Below are 16,078 nucleotides of genomic sequence, written 5' to 3' on the forward strand. Positions count from 1 at the left end.
GGCGGCCGCCCGGCCCTGCGGGCGGCCCCGCGCCGCAGTGTAGGAGATACCGCGGGCCGTGCTCCCGGCGGCGTCAGGAGAGCGCCTGCTCGAAGTCGGCCCACAGGTCCTCGACGTGCTCGATGCCGACCGCCACCCGCACCGTGCCCTCGCCGATCCCGTGGCGGGCCAGCTCCTCGGCCGTCAGGGAGCGGTGGGAGGTGGTCGCGGGATGCAGGATGAGCGTCTCGACGCCACCGAGGGAGGGAGCCAGCAGGGCCAGCTTCACCGAGCTCATGAACCGCTCCCCCGCCTCCCGCCCGCCCGCCAGGTCGAAGGAGAAGACCCCCCCGAAGTCGGGCAGCAGCTTGGCCGCCAGCTCGTACGAGGGGTGCGAGGGCAGCCCCGGCCAGTGCACGACGGAGACGGCGGGGTGGGCGTTCAGGCGGGTGGCCAGCTCGCGGGTGTTGGAGCAGTGGCGCTCCATCCGCAGCGGCAGCGTCTGGATGCCGCGCAGGGTGAGCCAGGCGGCGAACGGGTCCGCGGTGGCGCCCAGCTTGGTGGTGTAGGACCACACCTTGCGGTACAGCTCGTCGGAGGCGAAGACGGCGATCCCGCCGAGCACGTCGGTGTGCCCGCTCAGGTACTTGGTCGTGGAGTGCACCACGATGTCGGCGCCGTGCTCTATCGGCCGGCACAGGATCGGGGAGGCGAAGGTGTTGTCGACCACGGAGATCAGCCCGGCCTCGCGGGCCACGGCGCACATGCCCGGCAGGTCGGCGACCTGGGTCACCGGGTTGGCGATGGTCTCCAGGTAGACGAGCTTCGTCTCCGGCCGCACGGCCGCGCGCAGCGCCGCCGGGTCGTCCTCGGGAACGTAGGAGACCGAGATCCGGAACCGCCCCGCCAGGTCGTTGATCATCGCGGCGGTGCCGCCGTAGAGCGGCTTCTGCGCGATCAGGTGGTCGCCGGGCTCGAGCAGCCCGAGCAGTACGGAGTTGATGGCCCCCATCCCGGAGCCGGTGGCCACGGCGCCGGCTCCGCCCTCCAGCCCGGCGACGGCCTCCTCCAGGGAGCGGACCGTCGGGTTCGACAGCCGCCCGTAGACGAAGGCTCCGTCCGGACGGCCCATCCCGTCGGCGAAAACGGCCGGGTCGTCGAAGACGAACCCGGAGGTCTGGTAGAGCGGCACCGTGATGGAACGGCTGCCGTTCAGGGGCGGCTGGGGCAGGTGGACGGTGCGAGTTTCCGGACGAAAATCAGTCATGCGTCAAGGATGTCCGGTTCACTAGGTGTTTGTCAGATCCAATCAGGCAAGATTGGCCCGCTTCGGGGCGCGGATCCGACCAATCGGCCACCGGTGAAGCCATGGATCCCACGCGCCCCGCACCCACCCGACCGGCCGCCAAAGCGCCCCCGGCTCCGCTCCACGAGCCGCCGAAGCGCCCCGGGACACTTCCACGGGGCACCGGAGCGCGCGGCCGGCCGGCGAGACGACGACCGCGGACGGAGACCCGCTCGTCGCGGGCCGGAACGCCGCCCCGCTAGATGTCGGTGACGCGCAGGCCCGCGTGGGCCTTGTAGCGGCGGTTGATCGAGATGAGGTTGGCGGTCAGCGCCTCGATCTGGTGGGCGTTGCGCAGACGGCCGGCGTACACGCCGCGCGCGCCGGGGATCCGGCCCGCCAGCGCCTGGACGGTGTCGGTGGCCTCGCGGTCGTCACCCGCCACGAGCACGTCCAGGGTGATCTCCTCGACCTCGGGATCCAGCAGCAGGACGGCCGAGACGTGGTGGAAGGCGGCGACCACGCGGCTGTCGGGCAGGACGGCGGCCGCCTGCTGGGCGGCGCTGCCCTCCTCGACCGCGAGCGCGTAGGCGCCCTGCTTGTCGAACCCGAGCGGGTTGACGCAGTCGACGACGATCTTCCCGGCCAGCTCGGAGCGGAGGGACTCCAGCGTCGAGCGGTGCCCGTCCCAGGGAATGGCCACGATCACCACGTCGGCCTCGGCCGCCACGGCCGGGTTGTCCGCGCCGCGCACCGATCCGCCGATGCTCTCCGCCGCCGCCTGAGCCCGTTCCGCGCTTCGTGAGCCGATCAGCACGGTGTGCCCGGCGAGGGCGAACCGCCGGGCCAGGCCCTTGCCCTGGTCGCCGGTCCCGCCCAGGATCCCGATCGAGATCTTGCTCACGTCCGGAATGTCACTGCTCACTCGCCGCTCCTCATCGTCCCCGGTCGCTCAGGGCCGGACTCCATCGACCATATCGCCTGTCCAGATCATCTCAGGGCCGCGTTTCCGGGATCGGCGCGGGGTGTCTGGGGCACGATGGTGCGATGGACGCTGGGTCGGTGACGCTGCTGCGTGAAATCCTGGCCTCGACCGGCTGGGTCGAGCGGACCCGCGAGCTGGGCCTCGCCCTGCGCGCGACGCGCTCCCCCGGAGGGCTGCTGGTGGTCGGCACGCCTCAGGAGGAACCCTGGCACCTGACCGCGCACCTGAGCGACGAGGCCAGGTTCTCCGGGATGCCCCAGCTCGCCCCGACGCTGGTCCGCTGGGCGCCCGCCCCCGGAGCGCCCGCGCACCTGCGGGTGGGACTGGAGCGGATCGAGCGGGCCGGGCGGGGCGAGACGCTGTTCGTGGTGGCCGAGGAACGCGCCCCCGAGGCGCTGCTGGAACGGGTGAGCGACGCCCGCAGGACCGGTACGACGATCCTGGCCCTGGACGGTGGCGACCCGGATCTGACGGGTCTGGCCCACGACGCGCTGACGGTCCCCGAGCGGGCGCCGTTCTCCTTCGACGGAGCCCAGCATCTGGTGAGCATGGCCGCGGGCGAGGTCGACCGTCGTCCCGGCCTGCGCGACCGCCTGGCCAGGATGCTGGAGCGGATCAGCGGCCCGCGGGTCGCCGACTAGCCCCCTCCGGAGCGCCCGGCTCTCGGGTCGCCGACGAGCTCCCCTCGGAACGCCCGGCTCGCGGGTCGCCGATCAGGCCCCCCGGAGCGCGCGACCGGCCCCGCCGGCCGGGACGCGGCTAGGACGGGCTCCAGCGCGCTCCGAGCCGTCCCGACAGCTCCTCGGCCGCCTCCCTGAGCGCCGCGATGACCACGGCCTGCACCGGGTCGGGCTCACCCGAGCGGGTACGGCCGAGGCGGGTCACCGCGTCCAGCTTCCTGGCGCCCACGTTGGTGATGCCGGTGACGACGACCTCGCCGTCCGGGACGTCGAGCAGGGCCAGCGACGGCACGATCGCCACCCCGTGCCCCGCCGCGACCAGGGCGAGCGTGGGCGGGAACTCCTGGATCAGGTGCACCCGGTGCGGGGTGAATCCGTGCAGGGCGGCGAGCCGCTCCAGGGCGTGGCCGCAGGCCTGGTCGGGCGGCCCGGCGATCCACGGCACCCCCGCCAGGTCCGCGACCTCTCGCGGGACCTCCGCCCAGCCCGGCGGGGCCACGATCCGGTACTCGTCCACGTAGAGGGGGTGGGAGACGACGGACTGCCGCGCCGCGACGGTCTTGTCGGTCTTGTCGGCGTCCTCCTCGGTGAGGGCGAGGTCGACCCCGCCGAGGCGGAGCTCCTGCAGCGCGGGCGGCCCGTACAGTTCCCGGATGCGCGGCGCGATCTGGGGGTGGCGCTCGGCCAGCCTGCCCAGCGCGGGCACCAGCAGGTGCCGGATGACCGTGGGGAACGCGGCGATCGCCACCGGCCCGGCCAGCCGCTCGGTGAAACGGATCAGCTCCCGCCTGGCCTCGCCCAGCTCCTCCTCGACGCGCTCGGCGTATCCGGCGAGGACCCTGCCCGCCGGAGTGAGGGCGACCCGGCGCTGCGACCTGTCGATGAGGGAGAGCCCGACCTCCCGCTCCAGGAGCGCGAGCTGCTGCGAGACCGCCGAGGCCGTCAGGTGGAGCGCCTCCGCCGCGCGCATGACGCCGCCGCGACGGGCGACCTCGTGGAGCACCCGCAGCCGCCGGGGATCGATATCCATACAGCTCAGCTTACGTGGATATTAAGAAAACTTTATTTGCCCTTCAGCGATTGCATTGGAAATCATAGGGACATGAGCTTCTCCCCGTCGGGCGCGTGACCCGGTGTCCCTCTTCGTCAACCTGCTCGGCTGGGCCGGCGCCGCCCTCATGCTGTACGGGTACGCCATGGTGTCGATGTCCAGAATGTCCGGCGACGGCCTGCCCTATCAGGTGATCAACCTGGCCGGGGCGGTCGCCCTGATGGTCAACACGGCCTACCTCGCGGCCTGGCCCTCGGCGATCCTCAACGTCGTCTGGGGCGTGATCGGCCTCGTCGCGATCGGCAGGATGGCCGGGGCCCGCACGAGGCGGAAGGAGGTGAGCGCCCCGTGACCCGGCTGGTCGAGCTGAGCCACCGCATCACCGAGGGGATGATCACCTACCCCGGCGTCCCCGGCCCCCGCCTGGGCGTGCACCTGAGCAGGGAGGCCTCGCGGGAGGTCTACGCCCCGGGCACGGAGTTCCACATCGGCAGCGTCGAGCTGGTCGCCAACACCGGCACCTACCTCGACACCCCCTACCACCGCTACCCGCAGGGGCCCGACCTGTCACAGATGCCGCTGGAGGCGCTCGCCGACCTGCCGGGCCTGGTCGTACGGGCCGAAGGGGCGTCCTCCGTGGGGCTCGACCGGTTCGCGGGGCTGGACGTGCGCGGCAGGGCCGTACTCCTGCACACCGGCTGGGACCGGCACTTCGGCACCGAGACGTACTTCCACGGCCACCCCTACCTCGAGCCGGAGGCGGCCCGCTGGCTCGCGGAGCGGGGGCCCGCGCTCGTCGGCATCGACAGCCTCAACATCGACGACACCCCGCCCCGCGGTGAACGGCCCGCGCACACGCTGCTGCTCGGAGCGGGCATCCCGATCGTGGAGCACATGACGGGGCTGGCCGCGCTGCCCGGCAGCGGGTTCCGCCTCCACGCCGCGCCACCGCTGCTGGCCGGTCTGGGGACCTTCCCCGTCCGCGCGTACGCCGTCGTGGACGGCTGACCGGCCGGCGACTCAGTCGTCCCCGTCCCAGGCGCGGTCGTTCTTCCTCCACTCCTCGTTCCTGTCGGCCGCGGTCTTCAGCGCGGCCGCCGCCGCATCGCGTGTCGGGTACGGTCCCATCCGGTCCTTGTTCGGGCATCCGTCGTCGGGCTCGACGGCCATGTGCGTCAGGCAGAACCACCATTGATCACTCATGCGGCAATACTGCCCAGTGAGAACCACAACTAGACTGGGGGACCATGACGACACTGCTCCAGCCCGGGCGGATCTCTCCCATCCGCAAGGTGCCCTCCCACATCCAGCGGCCGGAGTACGTCGGGAAGAAGTCCCCGAAGACCGGGGAGTCCGACGTCAAGACCCCCGAGATCATCGAACGGATGCGGGTCGCGGGCAAGCTGGCGGCCCAGGCGCTCGAAGAGGTCGGCAGGCACGTGGCACCCGGCGTCACCACCGACGAGCTCGACCGGATCGGCCACGAGTTCCTCTGCGACCGCGGCGCGTATCCCAGCACGCTCGGCTACCGCGGGTATCCCAAGTCGCTGTGCACCTCGATCAACGAGGTGATCTGTCACGGCATCCCGGACGACACCGTGCTGCGCGACGGCGACATCGTCAACATCGACATCACCGCCTTCATCGGCGGCGTGCACGGCGACACCGACGCCACCTTCCTGGTCGGCGACGTGGACGAGGAGTCGCGCCTGCTGGTCGAGCGCACCCGCGAGGCCACCGACCGGGCCATCAAGGCCATCGCCCCCGGCCGCCAGCTCAACGTGGCCGGCCGCGTGATCGAGGCCTACGCCAGGCGGTTCGGCTACGGAGTGGTCCGCGACTTCACCGGCCACGGCATCGGCACCACGTTCCACTCGGGCCTGATCGTGCCCCACTACGACGACCCGTCACTGGCGGTCACGCTGGAGCCGGGCATGACGTTCACGATCGAGCCCATGCTGACGCTCGGCACCATCGACTACGACATCTGGCCCGACGGCTGGACCGCCGTCACCAAGGACCGCATGCGGACCGCCCAGTTCGAGCACACCATCCTGGTGACCGAGACCGGCCACGAGATCCTGACACTCCCCTGAGTCCCCGGTCCGTCCCGCGGCCACACCACCGGCCGAAGACACCGCCTCCGAGCCGGGGAACGGCGGAGTCATCGGCCTTGGGGCCCCGATCCCGGCTGCTCCTGGCAGGACACCACGCCGGTGACGGTGGTTCCCTCGCCGGGAACACCGTTGACACTGCACGAACCGCCGAGCTGTTCGAAGTGGGTGCGCATGGCGGCGACACCCCGGCCCTTCGCCTCCCCGAAGAAGCCGATGCCGTTGTCACTCACCGTCATGCGCAGGCCGCCGCGCCCGAAGGTGACGGCGACGGAGACGACACGGGCACCGCTGTGCCGCTCGACGTTGGACAGCGCCTCCCCGAGCGCGGCCAGCACGGCTCTGGCGACCCCGGGCGGGACGTCCCGGGCGGGCAGTGCCCAGATCTCGACGGCGATCCCGGTGCGCTCGGCCCATTCGGTGAGATGCTCTTCGAGGGCCTGGGCCAGGCTCCGGCTGCGGCCCTCACGTACGCGCACTTCGTCGGACACAGCTCAACCTTCCTGATGCACATTGCAGCCACCGGCCCCCCGACCGGATGTGTGACTGGGCGTGGCGCGCGGTGAAAAAGCGCTGCACCCGCTGCGGTGAGCACGAGCCCCCTGGAATACAGGCTACCGGGAGGTGTCCAGGAGAGAGCTCGAAGATAGAAGGGCGTAGCCGTCCGGCTACTCCGCGCCGTCGCGCCTGTTGAGTTTGGCCAGGTATTCATTGTAGGCGTCGAGCTGGGCGTCGCCGCTGCCGCCGTCGCGGGCCGCGGCGGCGTCGGCGCGACGGTCGGCGCGGCGGGCCCCGCGGTCGTCGTGGCGCCACCACTGGAAGGCCAGCGCGAGGAGCACGATGAGGGTCGGGATCTCACCGAACCCCCAGGCGATGGCGCCGCCGGTCTGCTGGTCCTCGATCGCGGACGCGCCCCAGGTACGGCCGAGCTGGTCGTACCACTCGGAGGCCAGCACGGTGGTCATGCTCATCAGCGCGATGCCGAAGAACGCGTGGAACGGCATGGTCACGAACAGCAGGATGAGCCGGGCCACGTGCGGCAGCCGGTAGGGGGCGGGATCGACACCGATGATCACCCAGAAGAACAGGCAGCCGCTGAGCAGGAAGTGCATCGTCATCACGATGTGGCCGAGGTGCTCCTCCATCGCGGCGGCGAACAGTGGCGTGAAGTACAGCGCGTAGGTGGAGACGATGAAGATCGCGGTGGCGATCGCCGGATGGGCGATGACGCGGACGAACCTGCTGTGCAGGATCGTCGTCAGCCACTCCCTGGGACCCCGGTCGCCCCTGCGGGCGGCGGGGCGCAGGGCGCGCAGCGCCAGGGTGACGGGCGCGCCGAGCACGAGGAAGATCGGCACCATCATCGACAGCGTCATGTGCTCGGCCATGTGCGCGCTGAACAGCACCTTGGCGTAGCGGGCGACACCGCTCTGGGTGGCGATCAGCAGGATCAGCACACCGGTGAACCAGGCGGCCGTGCGGCCCTTGGACCAGGAGTCGCCGCGCCGGGCGAGCCGTACGACACCGGCGAGGTAGAGACCGGCCAGCAGGGCGACGAGTGTGCCGGAGAACAGGTCGAACCACCACAGCGAGGCCAGGTTGGCCGGTGAGATCTCCGGCGGCATGGTGTAGCCGAGCACCTCGAAGGCCCTGTCGACGGGCAGGACCGCCGGGGGCGGCGCGGTGCGGGACAGCGCGACGGCCAGCCCGACGGCCGCGAACATGACGACGATCTCGCCGGCGGCGAAGCGGAGGAACGTGCCGGATCCGCCCGCCGCGAGCAGCGGCAGGGTCCGCTTGCGGTGCCACCAGCCGACGGCGCCGAGCAGCGCGAACGCGACGGTCTTGGCCACCAGCAGCAGGCCGTAGGCGGAGGTGAACAGCTCGGAGACCGCGCTGAGCCTGGCCAGGACGCTGAAGAGACCGGACAGCCCCACCCCGATGAAGCACCACAGCGCCAGGGCCGAGAAGCGGGCGGTGGCGATCTCCAGATGCGGCTGGCGGCGCAGCGCGTGCGCGCAGAGCACGCCGAGGCCGCCCACCCAGAGCGCGAGGACGACCAGGTGGACGGCGACGCCGGTGGTCGCCAGGTCGTGGTTGGGTGAGGAGGAGGAGTGGCCGGTCAGCGCGGGCGGGAGCATGGTCGCCAGGGCGAGGACCAGCAGGCCGCCCGCCGTGCCGGCGGTGATCGCCCCCCGGGCGAAGAGCGCGATCGCGACCGAGAACAGCACGACCAGGGTCAGCGAGATGCCCTGGGAGACCTGGCTGGCGAAGCTGGTGAGCTCGTCGCCGCCGAGCACGTCGGCCACCGGCATCCCGAGCGCCTCCGAGAGGCTGAACACCATCGTGGCGGCGGCGGCCCCGGCCCAGACGAGGGCGATCCAGGAGGCGGCCTTGACGTAGCCGAGAGCGGATTTGCCCAGCAGGCCCTTGTCGTTGGGGAGCAGGATCGCGGCGGCCAGGAGCGCGCCGACGGTGAGCACGCCCGCCGCGTCCATCGCCAGCTTCGCCAGCGGCAGTCCCCAGCGGGTGAACGCACCCTGGTCGGGCAGACCGGGGATGATGCGCGGGCTCGCGGCACCTCCGGCGATCATGGCGATCACCAGGGCGACGACGGCCGCCCCCGCGCCGACCAGGGCGAGCTTCACGACCCGGCCGTTCTGCGGCGCCTCGACCTGTGCCGCCTGCGCGGCCCGCGCGGTCTTGCTCATGGCTGCTTCCTGCCGCGCATGCTGAAGAACAGGCCGATGCCGATGCCGGTCAGGCCGCCGACGACGATCCACATCCAGCCGGGCACGCCTCCCGAGGAGCCGGGCTCCTCGGACTCCCCGGCCGCGGCGGCCGGGCTGAGCGTGCCCACCGGCGTGCTCGCGGCGGGGTCGCTCCCGGTGGCCGTGCTCTCGACGGCCGTGCTCTCGGCGGCTCCCGGGGACGGCGAGGTCTCCGAAGGCGCCGAGGACGGCGACGGGGAGGAGTCGGCGGAGCCGAGCAGGGTGAAGGGGATCTCCCCCTCGATCGGGTGGCCGTCGGAGGAGACGACGCGGTAGGCGATGACGTACTCGCCGGAAGGGAGATCTCCCTTGACCTTCTGGGTCACCACGGCGCCGTCGACGGCGGCCTTGCCGTCCTGGTGGGTCTCGTCGCCGGAGCGGACGACGACGTTCGGGAAGCGCACCGTGGCGCTGAACGTCAGCTTCACCTCCTCCAGGTTCTCGACCTTCGCGCCCTTGGCCGGGTCGCTGCTCTTGAGCCGGTCATGGGCGAGGGCGGGCGAGGCGAAAGCCGTGCCGAGGACGAGGGCGGCGAGAAGCGCGAGGGCGACCGCGACAGGGGAAGTCTTCATGGCAACCCCAAGGCTACCGACGCGACCACGCGGTCTCGACCCCCCTGCCCGATCCACGGCCTCGCGCGGGTCGCCCTCGCCGTCCCGATCTACAGCCCCACGCAGGCCATCGCCCGCTTGTAGGCGTCGACGCTCCGGTCCGGCTTGTCGATCCGCTCCAGGACCCGGGCCGCGGTCAGCCAGGCCTGGGCGGTGAAGTGGGTCTCCGGCGCCTGCTCCAGGCATTCGGCCCCGGCGAACAGCTCCCGCGAGGCCTCCGCCTGCAGGCCCAGCGCCGCGAGGGCCTCGCCGTGCAGCAGGCGGGCCTCCGCCTGCAGGGCCTTGGGCATGCCGTCGAGCAGGTCGCAGACGAAGCGCATGCGCTCCTCGGCCCGCTCGGGCTCGGCGAGCAGCAGCTCCACCCGGACGAGGTTCATCGCGCAGCGCATCTTGTCGATCGAGCTGGCGGAGCTCTCCGCCAGCTCCTTCTCCACCTTCAGCAGCACGTCGCGCCAGGTCTTGGCCTCCAGGGGCCGGGCGATCAGCATGACCTGGGCGTAGTCGTTGCGCAGCCGGGCCAGCCGCCACGGGTCGCCGTACTCGGACTGGATGGCCAGGGCGCGCTCGGCGTGCGTGACCGCCTCGTCGGGGTGACCGGTCTCGATGGCGATGATCGCGGCTTCCCAGTGTGCCAGGGTGAGCGCCAGCGGGCTGGCGAGGAGCTCGGCGGCGGCGATCAGCTCGGCGGCGAACTGGCGGGCCCTGAGCAGGTCGCCGCGGTCGATGTAGGCGGCGAGAAGCTGCATGCCCAGCCTCATGAGGCTGTCGTTCCAGACGGGCTGGACCGCGCCGGTGAGGATCTGCTCGGGAACCTGCATCGCCCGGGTCAGGTCTCCCGCCTCGCGGTAGCAGCGCGAGAGCGCGACGGCGACCGCGATGTGACGCTCGGGGTTCGCGGCCGCCGCGTCGTTCTCGCGCAGCCCGTTGAGCAGGACGATCGCCTGGTCCAGATCGCCGCAGGCCTCGGTCGCGAGGGCGAGGCCGTATTCGGCGTCCTGCCGCAGCTGGGGCAGGCCCGCCAGGCCGCTGTCGGCGAGGAGCTCGGCGTAGCGGGTGCGGGCCTCGACGACCTCGCCGTTGTCGAGGGCCATCTGCGCGTAGCCCAGCGCGAGCTCGATCTCCTGCATCTGCTCGGCCGTGACACCGTTGATCAGATAGGTCAGGGAACAGTCGAGTTTTTCGGCGAGAAGCTCCAGCACCGCGGGTGTCGGAGTACGCTTGCCACTCTCGATGAGAGAGACGTAACTGTCCGACAGTTCTGGATGAGCGAGCTGCGCCTGGGAAAGACCACGTTGCCGACGGACGGTTTTGATGCGCTGCCCCACCAAGTCTTGACCAGTCACGTTACCCCTTGAAAGATATCATTTGAGCAGCAGAACCTACGACAGGAGTCTCCCCGTGCGCCGACGTCTTGCCTTGTCTGCCCTCGCCATGCTGTTTGCGGCCGCTTTTGCCGTCACTGGCAATGTTACGACCGAGAGTGCTGATTCGTCTGCCCCCTCGAAGGACCACGGTCAGTATTCTTCGCAGACGATCAGCGCCTATGGCAGCCTGGGCTGGGGACACGCGGGCTGAGCGAAGGCTCAGTCCACCCGAAAGACAAGGAACGAAACGACCCCCCGCCCTCGTGGAGAGCTTTCAGCCAGCGAGCCGCTCCATACGGCGGAACCGGTGTCCTCGCACCGGAGTGAGCGTGCAGGCGTTCGCCATGCACGCTCGAGCGAGAACGGGACCCATTTGGGAATCGGGGCGTCCGCGCCCCGGAATTCGATGCCACCGATCGCGGCCGAGCCGGGATCCGAACCCTTCCGCGAAGATCGTTGTTTTTCGCGGGGGATCCCGGCCGGCGGAACACCCGCGTATGGTTCGCATTACATACGTACGGCTTCATCGCAGGTCACGGCTCACGGGCCACCCGGCCCGGGTCGAGGGTGCCGATGACGGCCCCCCGGCCCTTCTCGTCAGCGTCATACCGTTCCCATCCACCCCGTCGCCGACCGGTCCGCAGGCCGGTCGGCGCGGCGGGTCCCGTGTCACCGGCCGCCTCCCCGGGCGCCTTCACTTTTCGAACCAGCTATTACCCTGAAAATATATTGAAATAATCCATCATCAAGTCAATGTCCTAAAGCGGTCAGCCGGATTTCCAGAAGGCGGGCGGCCGGTTCGCCATGGGCACAAAGAAAGCATTCGGCCATTCGGGCTCGAGAAAAACCGGGAAAACGGCCTGTCCTCCAGGACAGGAAACATGATCCACCCTCCGGGGAAACCCGCGAACCCGGCCCGCCCGTATCCCCGCGGCCGCCCCGCCCTCCCCGAGTTCCGGCCTCCCGCGCACGCGCCCGACGCCCGCGGGCGTCTCTAGGTGATCTCTAGGATCACCTGCGACAGTAAAACGGCGAGAACTCCGGAAAGATCCGGCGGAGAGCGGCGACGGGGGCCCGTTTCTCCGGGCCCGCCCCGAGAGGGCCTTTTCCTGGCGCCTCCCCTGCCACCACCGGCCCGGACGACAGGATGGAGGGACCATAGATGGGCGACTCCCCCTCACGCGCGTACGACGGCGACGACCGCTCCCCCGCGCGAGCGCTTCTCCCCCGCTTCCCCCGCGAACGCCGCCTCACCGGTTTCCCCCGCGTGGAACGCCGCCTCCCCGGTGCGGGACGCCTCGGAGACCCGTCGCGGCGCGGTCCGGCGGCGACGCCCGCGGGGAGGAACACGGACGTGTCCGGTCCGGCACGGTTCGCGAGCCGCACATGACCCACTCCTTGCCCGCCTCCCCCTCCGCGGGAGAGCGGTCCCAGGTCCGGCACGACGCCGAGACCCTCTGCTCGTCCGCGCGGCGGACGATCGTCATGTTCCTTCCTGAGCCGGCGAGGAACACCGCGTTTCTCCAGATTTTCGATTCCGCCGTCATCCCGCCCGGGGTGCGGACGAGGATCGTGGTCGACGCGCCGTACGAGACGGCCGGTCTCCCCGCGTCCGTGGAGCTGAGGGTCGACCCGCTGATCTCCGAGAGATTCCTGGTGATCGACGATCACATCGCCCTGACGGGCCACGCGTCCCGGATGGCCGTGGTGCGCGCGCCCGTGCTGGTCTCGTTGCTGGGAGACCTGTTCGAGCACGTCTGGTCACGCGCCGAGCGGCGGCCCCGGGGGTGGAAGCCGCCGTTCTCGCTGACGGAGCAGGAGAAGACCGTTCTGAGAATGGCCGCGGAGGGCTTGACGGACGAGGTGATCGGCCGCCAGCTCGGGCTCACCTCCCGCACCGTGCGCCGTCACATGGCCAACGCGATGGAGCGGATCGGGGCGCAGAGCAGGCTCCAGGCGGGGGTCCGTATCGCCAAAGCGGGGATCGTCTAGGTGGTTCGCGGGAAATCCTGCGTCGCAAACTCGTCGGATAGTGTCTTCCTCACGACTTCGCTGCGCCATGCCCGACCGCGTGGAGGTCTGATGGACGAGACGCGCACCACCGCTCCCGTCGGGGAGAGCCTCCCGGTGGAAAGACTCGGCATTGACATTCTCGGCCCCGTGACCGGCCGGAGGGGCTCACAGCGGCTCCAGCTGGGAGAGCCCAGGCGACAGGCCGTCCTCTGCGTTCTGGCGATCAATGCCGGGCAGGTCGTCACCAAGGAGAAGCTGATCGACGGGGTGTGGGGGGAGAGCCCGCCGAAGACCGCGGAACAGAGCGTCTACACCTACGTGTCCGGACTGCGCAGGACCCTGGACCCGGACCGGGATCCGCGCAGGCCTTCGAGGGTGCTGGTCTCCGTCGCGGGCGGATACTCGTTGCGGCTCACCCCCGGGCAGGTGGACGCCCTGGTGTTCGAACAGTGTCTCGACCTTGCGCGGAAGGCGTACGCGGACAACGCGTACGAGACCGCCCTGCAGTCTCTGAACAGGGCCGTGGGGCTGTGGCGGGGCACCTGCCTGAGCGGCGTTCCCGGCCCGTCCGCCGAGTTCGAGCGGCACAGGCTGGGCGAGCTGCGCCTGACCGCGCTGGAGCTGCACACGGACCTGTTGCTCCTGCTCGGGCGTCCCGAGGAGGCCGCCGCCCGGCTGGTGCTCCTGATCTCCGAACACCCGCTGCGTGAGCGGCTCCGCGAGCTGTACATGATCGCGCTCTACCGCTGCGGCCGGCAGGTGGAGGCCCTGAGGGTCTATCAGGAGACCCGGCGCCTGCTCGCGGAGGAGTTCGGCATCCAGCCGCACGAGAGCCTCCGCAGGTGTCACGAGCTGATCCTGCGCGCCGACCCGCTGCTCGACCTGCCCTCGGCGCCTCCCACCGCCCCCGCCCCGCCGCCCGTCCCCTCTCCCGAGGGCTCCGGGGACCCCAAAGGCCCCGAGAGCTCCGCAGGCGCCGCGGACTCCGCGGGCTCCGCGGAGCCGGATGCCGGTGAGCGGGAATCCTCGGGTTCGCGGCGCCGCACCGCCCCGGGGACGAAGCCGGCTCGCCAGTTGCCACGCGACCCCGTCGACTTCGTCGGGCGGGCGGAGGAACTCGTACGGCTGAGAGGGCTGCTCTCCCCCTGGGACGGTGGCCCGCCGCACCACGTCGTCGCGATCACCGGAGCGCCCGGGTCCGGCAAGTCGACCCTGGCCATCCGGACCGCGCACCTGGTACGCGACCGTTTTCCCGACGGGCAGCTGTACGTGAACCTGCGCGGGGCGACACCGGGCATGAAGCGGCTCGAACCGGTCGAGGTGATCAACAGGTTCCTGCGCGACCTCGGCATGCCCCCGCACGCCATCCCCGCGGACGTCGACGAGGCCGCGGCGCTGTGGCGCGGCGAGCTCGACGGCCGCGAGATGCTCATCGTGCTGGACGACGCCGCCGACCTGGCCCAGATCCGCCCCCTGCTGTCCGTGCCGATGGGCAACGCGATCCTGACGACCAGCCGGGAGAGCTTCACCCTGCTCGACGACTGCGCCCGCGTGCCGATCTCCGGGATGCGGCGGACCGAGTCCTCCGCGATGCTCGCGAAGCTGATCGGGGCAAAGCGGGTCGCCGAGGACGCCCGGGCCACGAGGCGCCTGATCGATCTCTGCGGAGGCCTGCCGCTGGCCGTCGGCATCGCGGGAGCCCGGCTGGCGAACCGGCCGCGCTGGACCGTGACCGATCTGGTGGTCCGGCTGGACGACGAGCACGGGCGGCTGCGGGAACTGGCGGCGGGCGATCTCGCGGTGAGGTCCAGCCTGGCGGTCAGCTACGACATGCTCGCCGGCAGCGATCACCTCCTCGACCGGACGGCCGCCCGCGCGCTGCGCGCGCTCGGCGTGCTGCAGACGGCCGACGTGACGGCGCACATCGTCGGCGCCCTGCTGGACGTTCCGGTGGAGACGGCGGAGGACGCCATGGAACGGCTGGTCGACGCGCACCTCTCGGAGATGGACGAGCCGGGAAGATACCGGCTGCACGACCTGGTGCGGCTGTTCGCCAAGGAGCGGGCCGCGCGGGAGGAATCGGAGGCCGACCGCGACGTCGCGCTGGACCGGGCGCTGAGCTCGTACGTCGGGACCACCCGCCTGGCGATGAAACTGGGCCGCTACCCCCGCCCGGCCTCGACCGACGTCGATCTCAGCGCCGCCCCCCTCCAGCTCGCCTCCGACGAGGAGGCCCGCGAGTGGCTGGACCGGGAGCAGGCCAATCTCCTGTCCGCCGTCTCCCAGGCGATATCCGCTCCCCGGGAGCGGACCGCCCGTCTCGGGGTCGCCCTGGTCCTCGCGCTGTTCTGGCACCTCCACCACGCCGCGCTCCTCCCCTGGCTTCTCGCGATCAGCCCGCAGATCCTCGCGATCGGGCGGCGGCTGGACGATCGCGGCCTCGAGGCGAACGCGCACCACGTGGAGGGCATCCTGAGGAACACGGTCAACCGTCCGGAGGAGGCCGTGCCCCACTTCCAGCGGCAGCTGATCCTGTGCCGCCGGCTCTCCGACTCCCACGGGGAGCAGAAGGCGCTGGGCAGCCTCGCCATGAACTATCTCGAACTCGACCGCTACCAGAAGGCCATCGACTGCGCCAGGAAGCAACGGGAGATCGCGAACGCGATCGGGCACGGGTCGGGCGAGGCCTACGCGCTCACCATGATCGGCGCGGGGTACAACGGCCTGCGCCGGTTCGAGCAGGCGCGGGCGGCACTGGAGGAGGCCCTGCTCAAGTGCCGTGTGAGCGGCAACGTCTACCAGGAGTCCTCGGTGCACAACAGGTTCGGAGACCTCTATCTCAACCTGGGGGACGCCGAGTCCGCCAGAGCGTCCTTCGAGGCCGCCCTCGACTGCGCGCGCGTCGTGCGGCTGAACGTCGCCGAACCGTACCTGTTTCTCGGCATGGCCCGCTCCCTCCGGCTCCTCGGTGAGACGGAACACGCCTCGACCTACCTGGCGCGTTCCCTCGCGCTGGCCAGGGAGGTGGGAAACGAGGAGGTGGAGAAGCAGGCGCTGGTGGAGGAGGCGGCCATCCTGGGCTCCCGGGAAAAGCCGATCACGCTCCTGGGCCGGGCGATGCTTCTCTGACCGCGTAGCCGCGCACCCGCGCGCGGCGCCTCTCCGAGTGCGGCGCCCCTCTGAGTGCGGCGATTCTCTGAGTGCGGCGCCTCTCCGAGTGCGGCG

Annotated in this window: 14 protein-coding genes; 6 read left to right on the forward strand and 8 right to left on the reverse strand. The window is 71.2% G+C overall.

Annotation, left to right across the window (positions count from 1 at the left end; all coding sequences use genetic code 11):
* Nucleotides 1–73: 73 nt before the first annotated feature.
* The gene (locus AB0F88_RS03180) at nucleotides 74–1,246 is read right to left on the reverse strand and encodes an aminotransferase class I/II-fold pyridoxal phosphate-dependent enzyme (protein WP_362676784.1); all 1,173 of its coding nucleotides are present in this window, start codon (nucleotides 1,244–1,246) and stop codon (nucleotides 74–76) included.
* Between the two features lie 277 nt (nucleotides 1,247–1,523).
* Nucleotides 1,524–2,189 carry an NADPH-dependent F420 reductase gene (gene npdG / locus AB0F88_RS03185; RefSeq protein ID WP_362676786.1) on the reverse strand — a complete coding sequence of 222 codons (666 nt, stop codon included), beginning with the start codon at nucleotides 2,187–2,189 and terminating at the stop codon, nucleotides 1,524–1,526.
* A 122-nt stretch (nucleotides 2,190–2,311) separates the two neighbouring features.
* Here npdG and AB0F88_RS03190 point away from each other — a divergent pair, with 122 nt between their 5' ends.
* On the forward strand, nucleotides 2,312–2,890 hold the full coding sequence (locus tag AB0F88_RS03190) for a hypothetical protein (RefSeq protein ID WP_362676788.1): 579 nt from the start codon (nucleotides 2,312–2,314) through the stop codon (nucleotides 2,888–2,890).
* 118 nt (nucleotides 2,891–3,008) lie between these two features.
* Here AB0F88_RS03190 and AB0F88_RS03195 read toward each other — a convergent pair whose 3' ends face one another.
* A complete protein-coding gene (locus AB0F88_RS03195; protein WP_362676790.1) occupies nucleotides 3,009–3,959 on the reverse strand; it encodes a LysR family transcriptional regulator in 951 nt (316 codons plus the stop codon).
* A gap of 103 nt (nucleotides 3,960–4,062) precedes the next feature.
* Here AB0F88_RS03195 and AB0F88_RS03200 point away from each other — a divergent pair, with 103 nt between their 5' ends.
* Both AB0F88_RS03200 and AB0F88_RS03205 read left to right on the forward strand, forming a co-directional pair.
* A complete protein-coding gene (locus AB0F88_RS03200; protein ID WP_362676792.1) occupies nucleotides 4,063–4,332 on the forward strand; it encodes a hypothetical protein in 270 nt (89 codons plus the stop codon).
* A complete protein-coding gene (locus AB0F88_RS03205; RefSeq protein ID WP_362676794.1) occupies nucleotides 4,329–4,988 on the forward strand; it encodes a cyclase family protein in 660 nt (219 codons plus the stop codon). Before AB0F88_RS03200 ends, AB0F88_RS03205 begins: the two co-directional genes overlap by 4 nt.
* Nucleotides 4,989–5,000: 12 nt before the next feature.
* Here AB0F88_RS03205 and AB0F88_RS03210 read toward each other — a convergent pair whose 3' ends face one another.
* Nucleotides 5,001–5,183: a hypothetical protein gene (locus AB0F88_RS03210; protein WP_362676796.1), complete on the reverse strand. Its 183-nt coding sequence runs from the start codon at nucleotides 5,181–5,183 to the stop codon at nucleotides 5,001–5,003.
* Between the two features lie 44 nt (nucleotides 5,184–5,227).
* On the opposite strand from AB0F88_RS03210, the gene map reads away from it, so the two are divergent.
* Complete coding sequence (map, locus tag AB0F88_RS03215; protein ID WP_362676798.1) at nucleotides 5,228–6,076, forward strand: type I methionyl aminopeptidase; 849 nt, start codon at nucleotides 5,228–5,230, stop codon at nucleotides 6,074–6,076.
* Nucleotides 6,077–6,144: 68 nt separating this feature from the next.
* On the opposite strand, the gene AB0F88_RS03220 is transcribed toward map, so the two are convergent.
* From AB0F88_RS03220 to AB0F88_RS03235, 4 genes are all read right to left on the reverse strand, one after another.
* Nucleotides 6,145–6,585, reverse strand: a complete 441-nt coding sequence (locus AB0F88_RS03220) for an ATP-binding protein (RefSeq protein ID WP_362676800.1) — start codon at nucleotides 6,583–6,585, stop codon at nucleotides 6,145–6,147.
* A gap of 177 nt (nucleotides 6,586–6,762) precedes the next feature.
* Nucleotides 6,763–8,805 (reverse strand): cytochrome c oxidase assembly protein, encoded by a 2,043-nt coding sequence (locus AB0F88_RS03225; RefSeq protein WP_362676802.1) that lies wholly within the window; start codon nucleotides 8,803–8,805, stop codon nucleotides 6,763–6,765.
* On the reverse strand, nucleotides 8,802–9,437 hold the full coding sequence (locus AB0F88_RS03230; protein WP_362676804.1) for a copper resistance CopC family protein: 636 nt from the start codon (nucleotides 9,435–9,437) through the stop codon (nucleotides 8,802–8,804). Before AB0F88_RS03230 ends, AB0F88_RS03225 begins: the two co-directional genes overlap by 4 nt.
* A gap of 89 nt (nucleotides 9,438–9,526) precedes the next feature.
* A complete protein-coding gene (locus AB0F88_RS03235; protein WP_362676806.1) occupies nucleotides 9,527–10,819 on the reverse strand; it encodes a helix-turn-helix transcriptional regulator in 1,293 nt (430 codons plus the stop codon).
* A gap of 1,407 nt (nucleotides 10,820–12,226) precedes the next feature.
* On the opposite strand from AB0F88_RS03235, the gene AB0F88_RS03240 reads away from it, so the two are divergent.
* On the forward strand, nucleotides 12,227–12,832 hold the full coding sequence (locus AB0F88_RS03240) for a helix-turn-helix transcriptional regulator (RefSeq protein WP_362676808.1): 606 nt from the start codon (nucleotides 12,227–12,229) through the stop codon (nucleotides 12,830–12,832).
* A gap of 90 nt (nucleotides 12,833–12,922) precedes the next feature.
* Entirely contained in the window at nucleotides 12,923–15,982 is a 3,060-nt protein-coding gene (locus tag AB0F88_RS03245) for a BTAD domain-containing putative transcriptional regulator (RefSeq protein WP_362676810.1), read from the forward strand.
* The last annotated feature ends 96 nt before the right edge of the window (nucleotides 15,983–16,078 follow it).

It is taken from the genome of Streptosporangium sp. NPDC023963 (assembly GCF_040639135.1).
In the GTDB taxonomy this organism is placed as follows: Bacteria; Actinomycetota; Actinomycetes; order Streptosporangiales; family Streptosporangiaceae; genus Streptosporangium.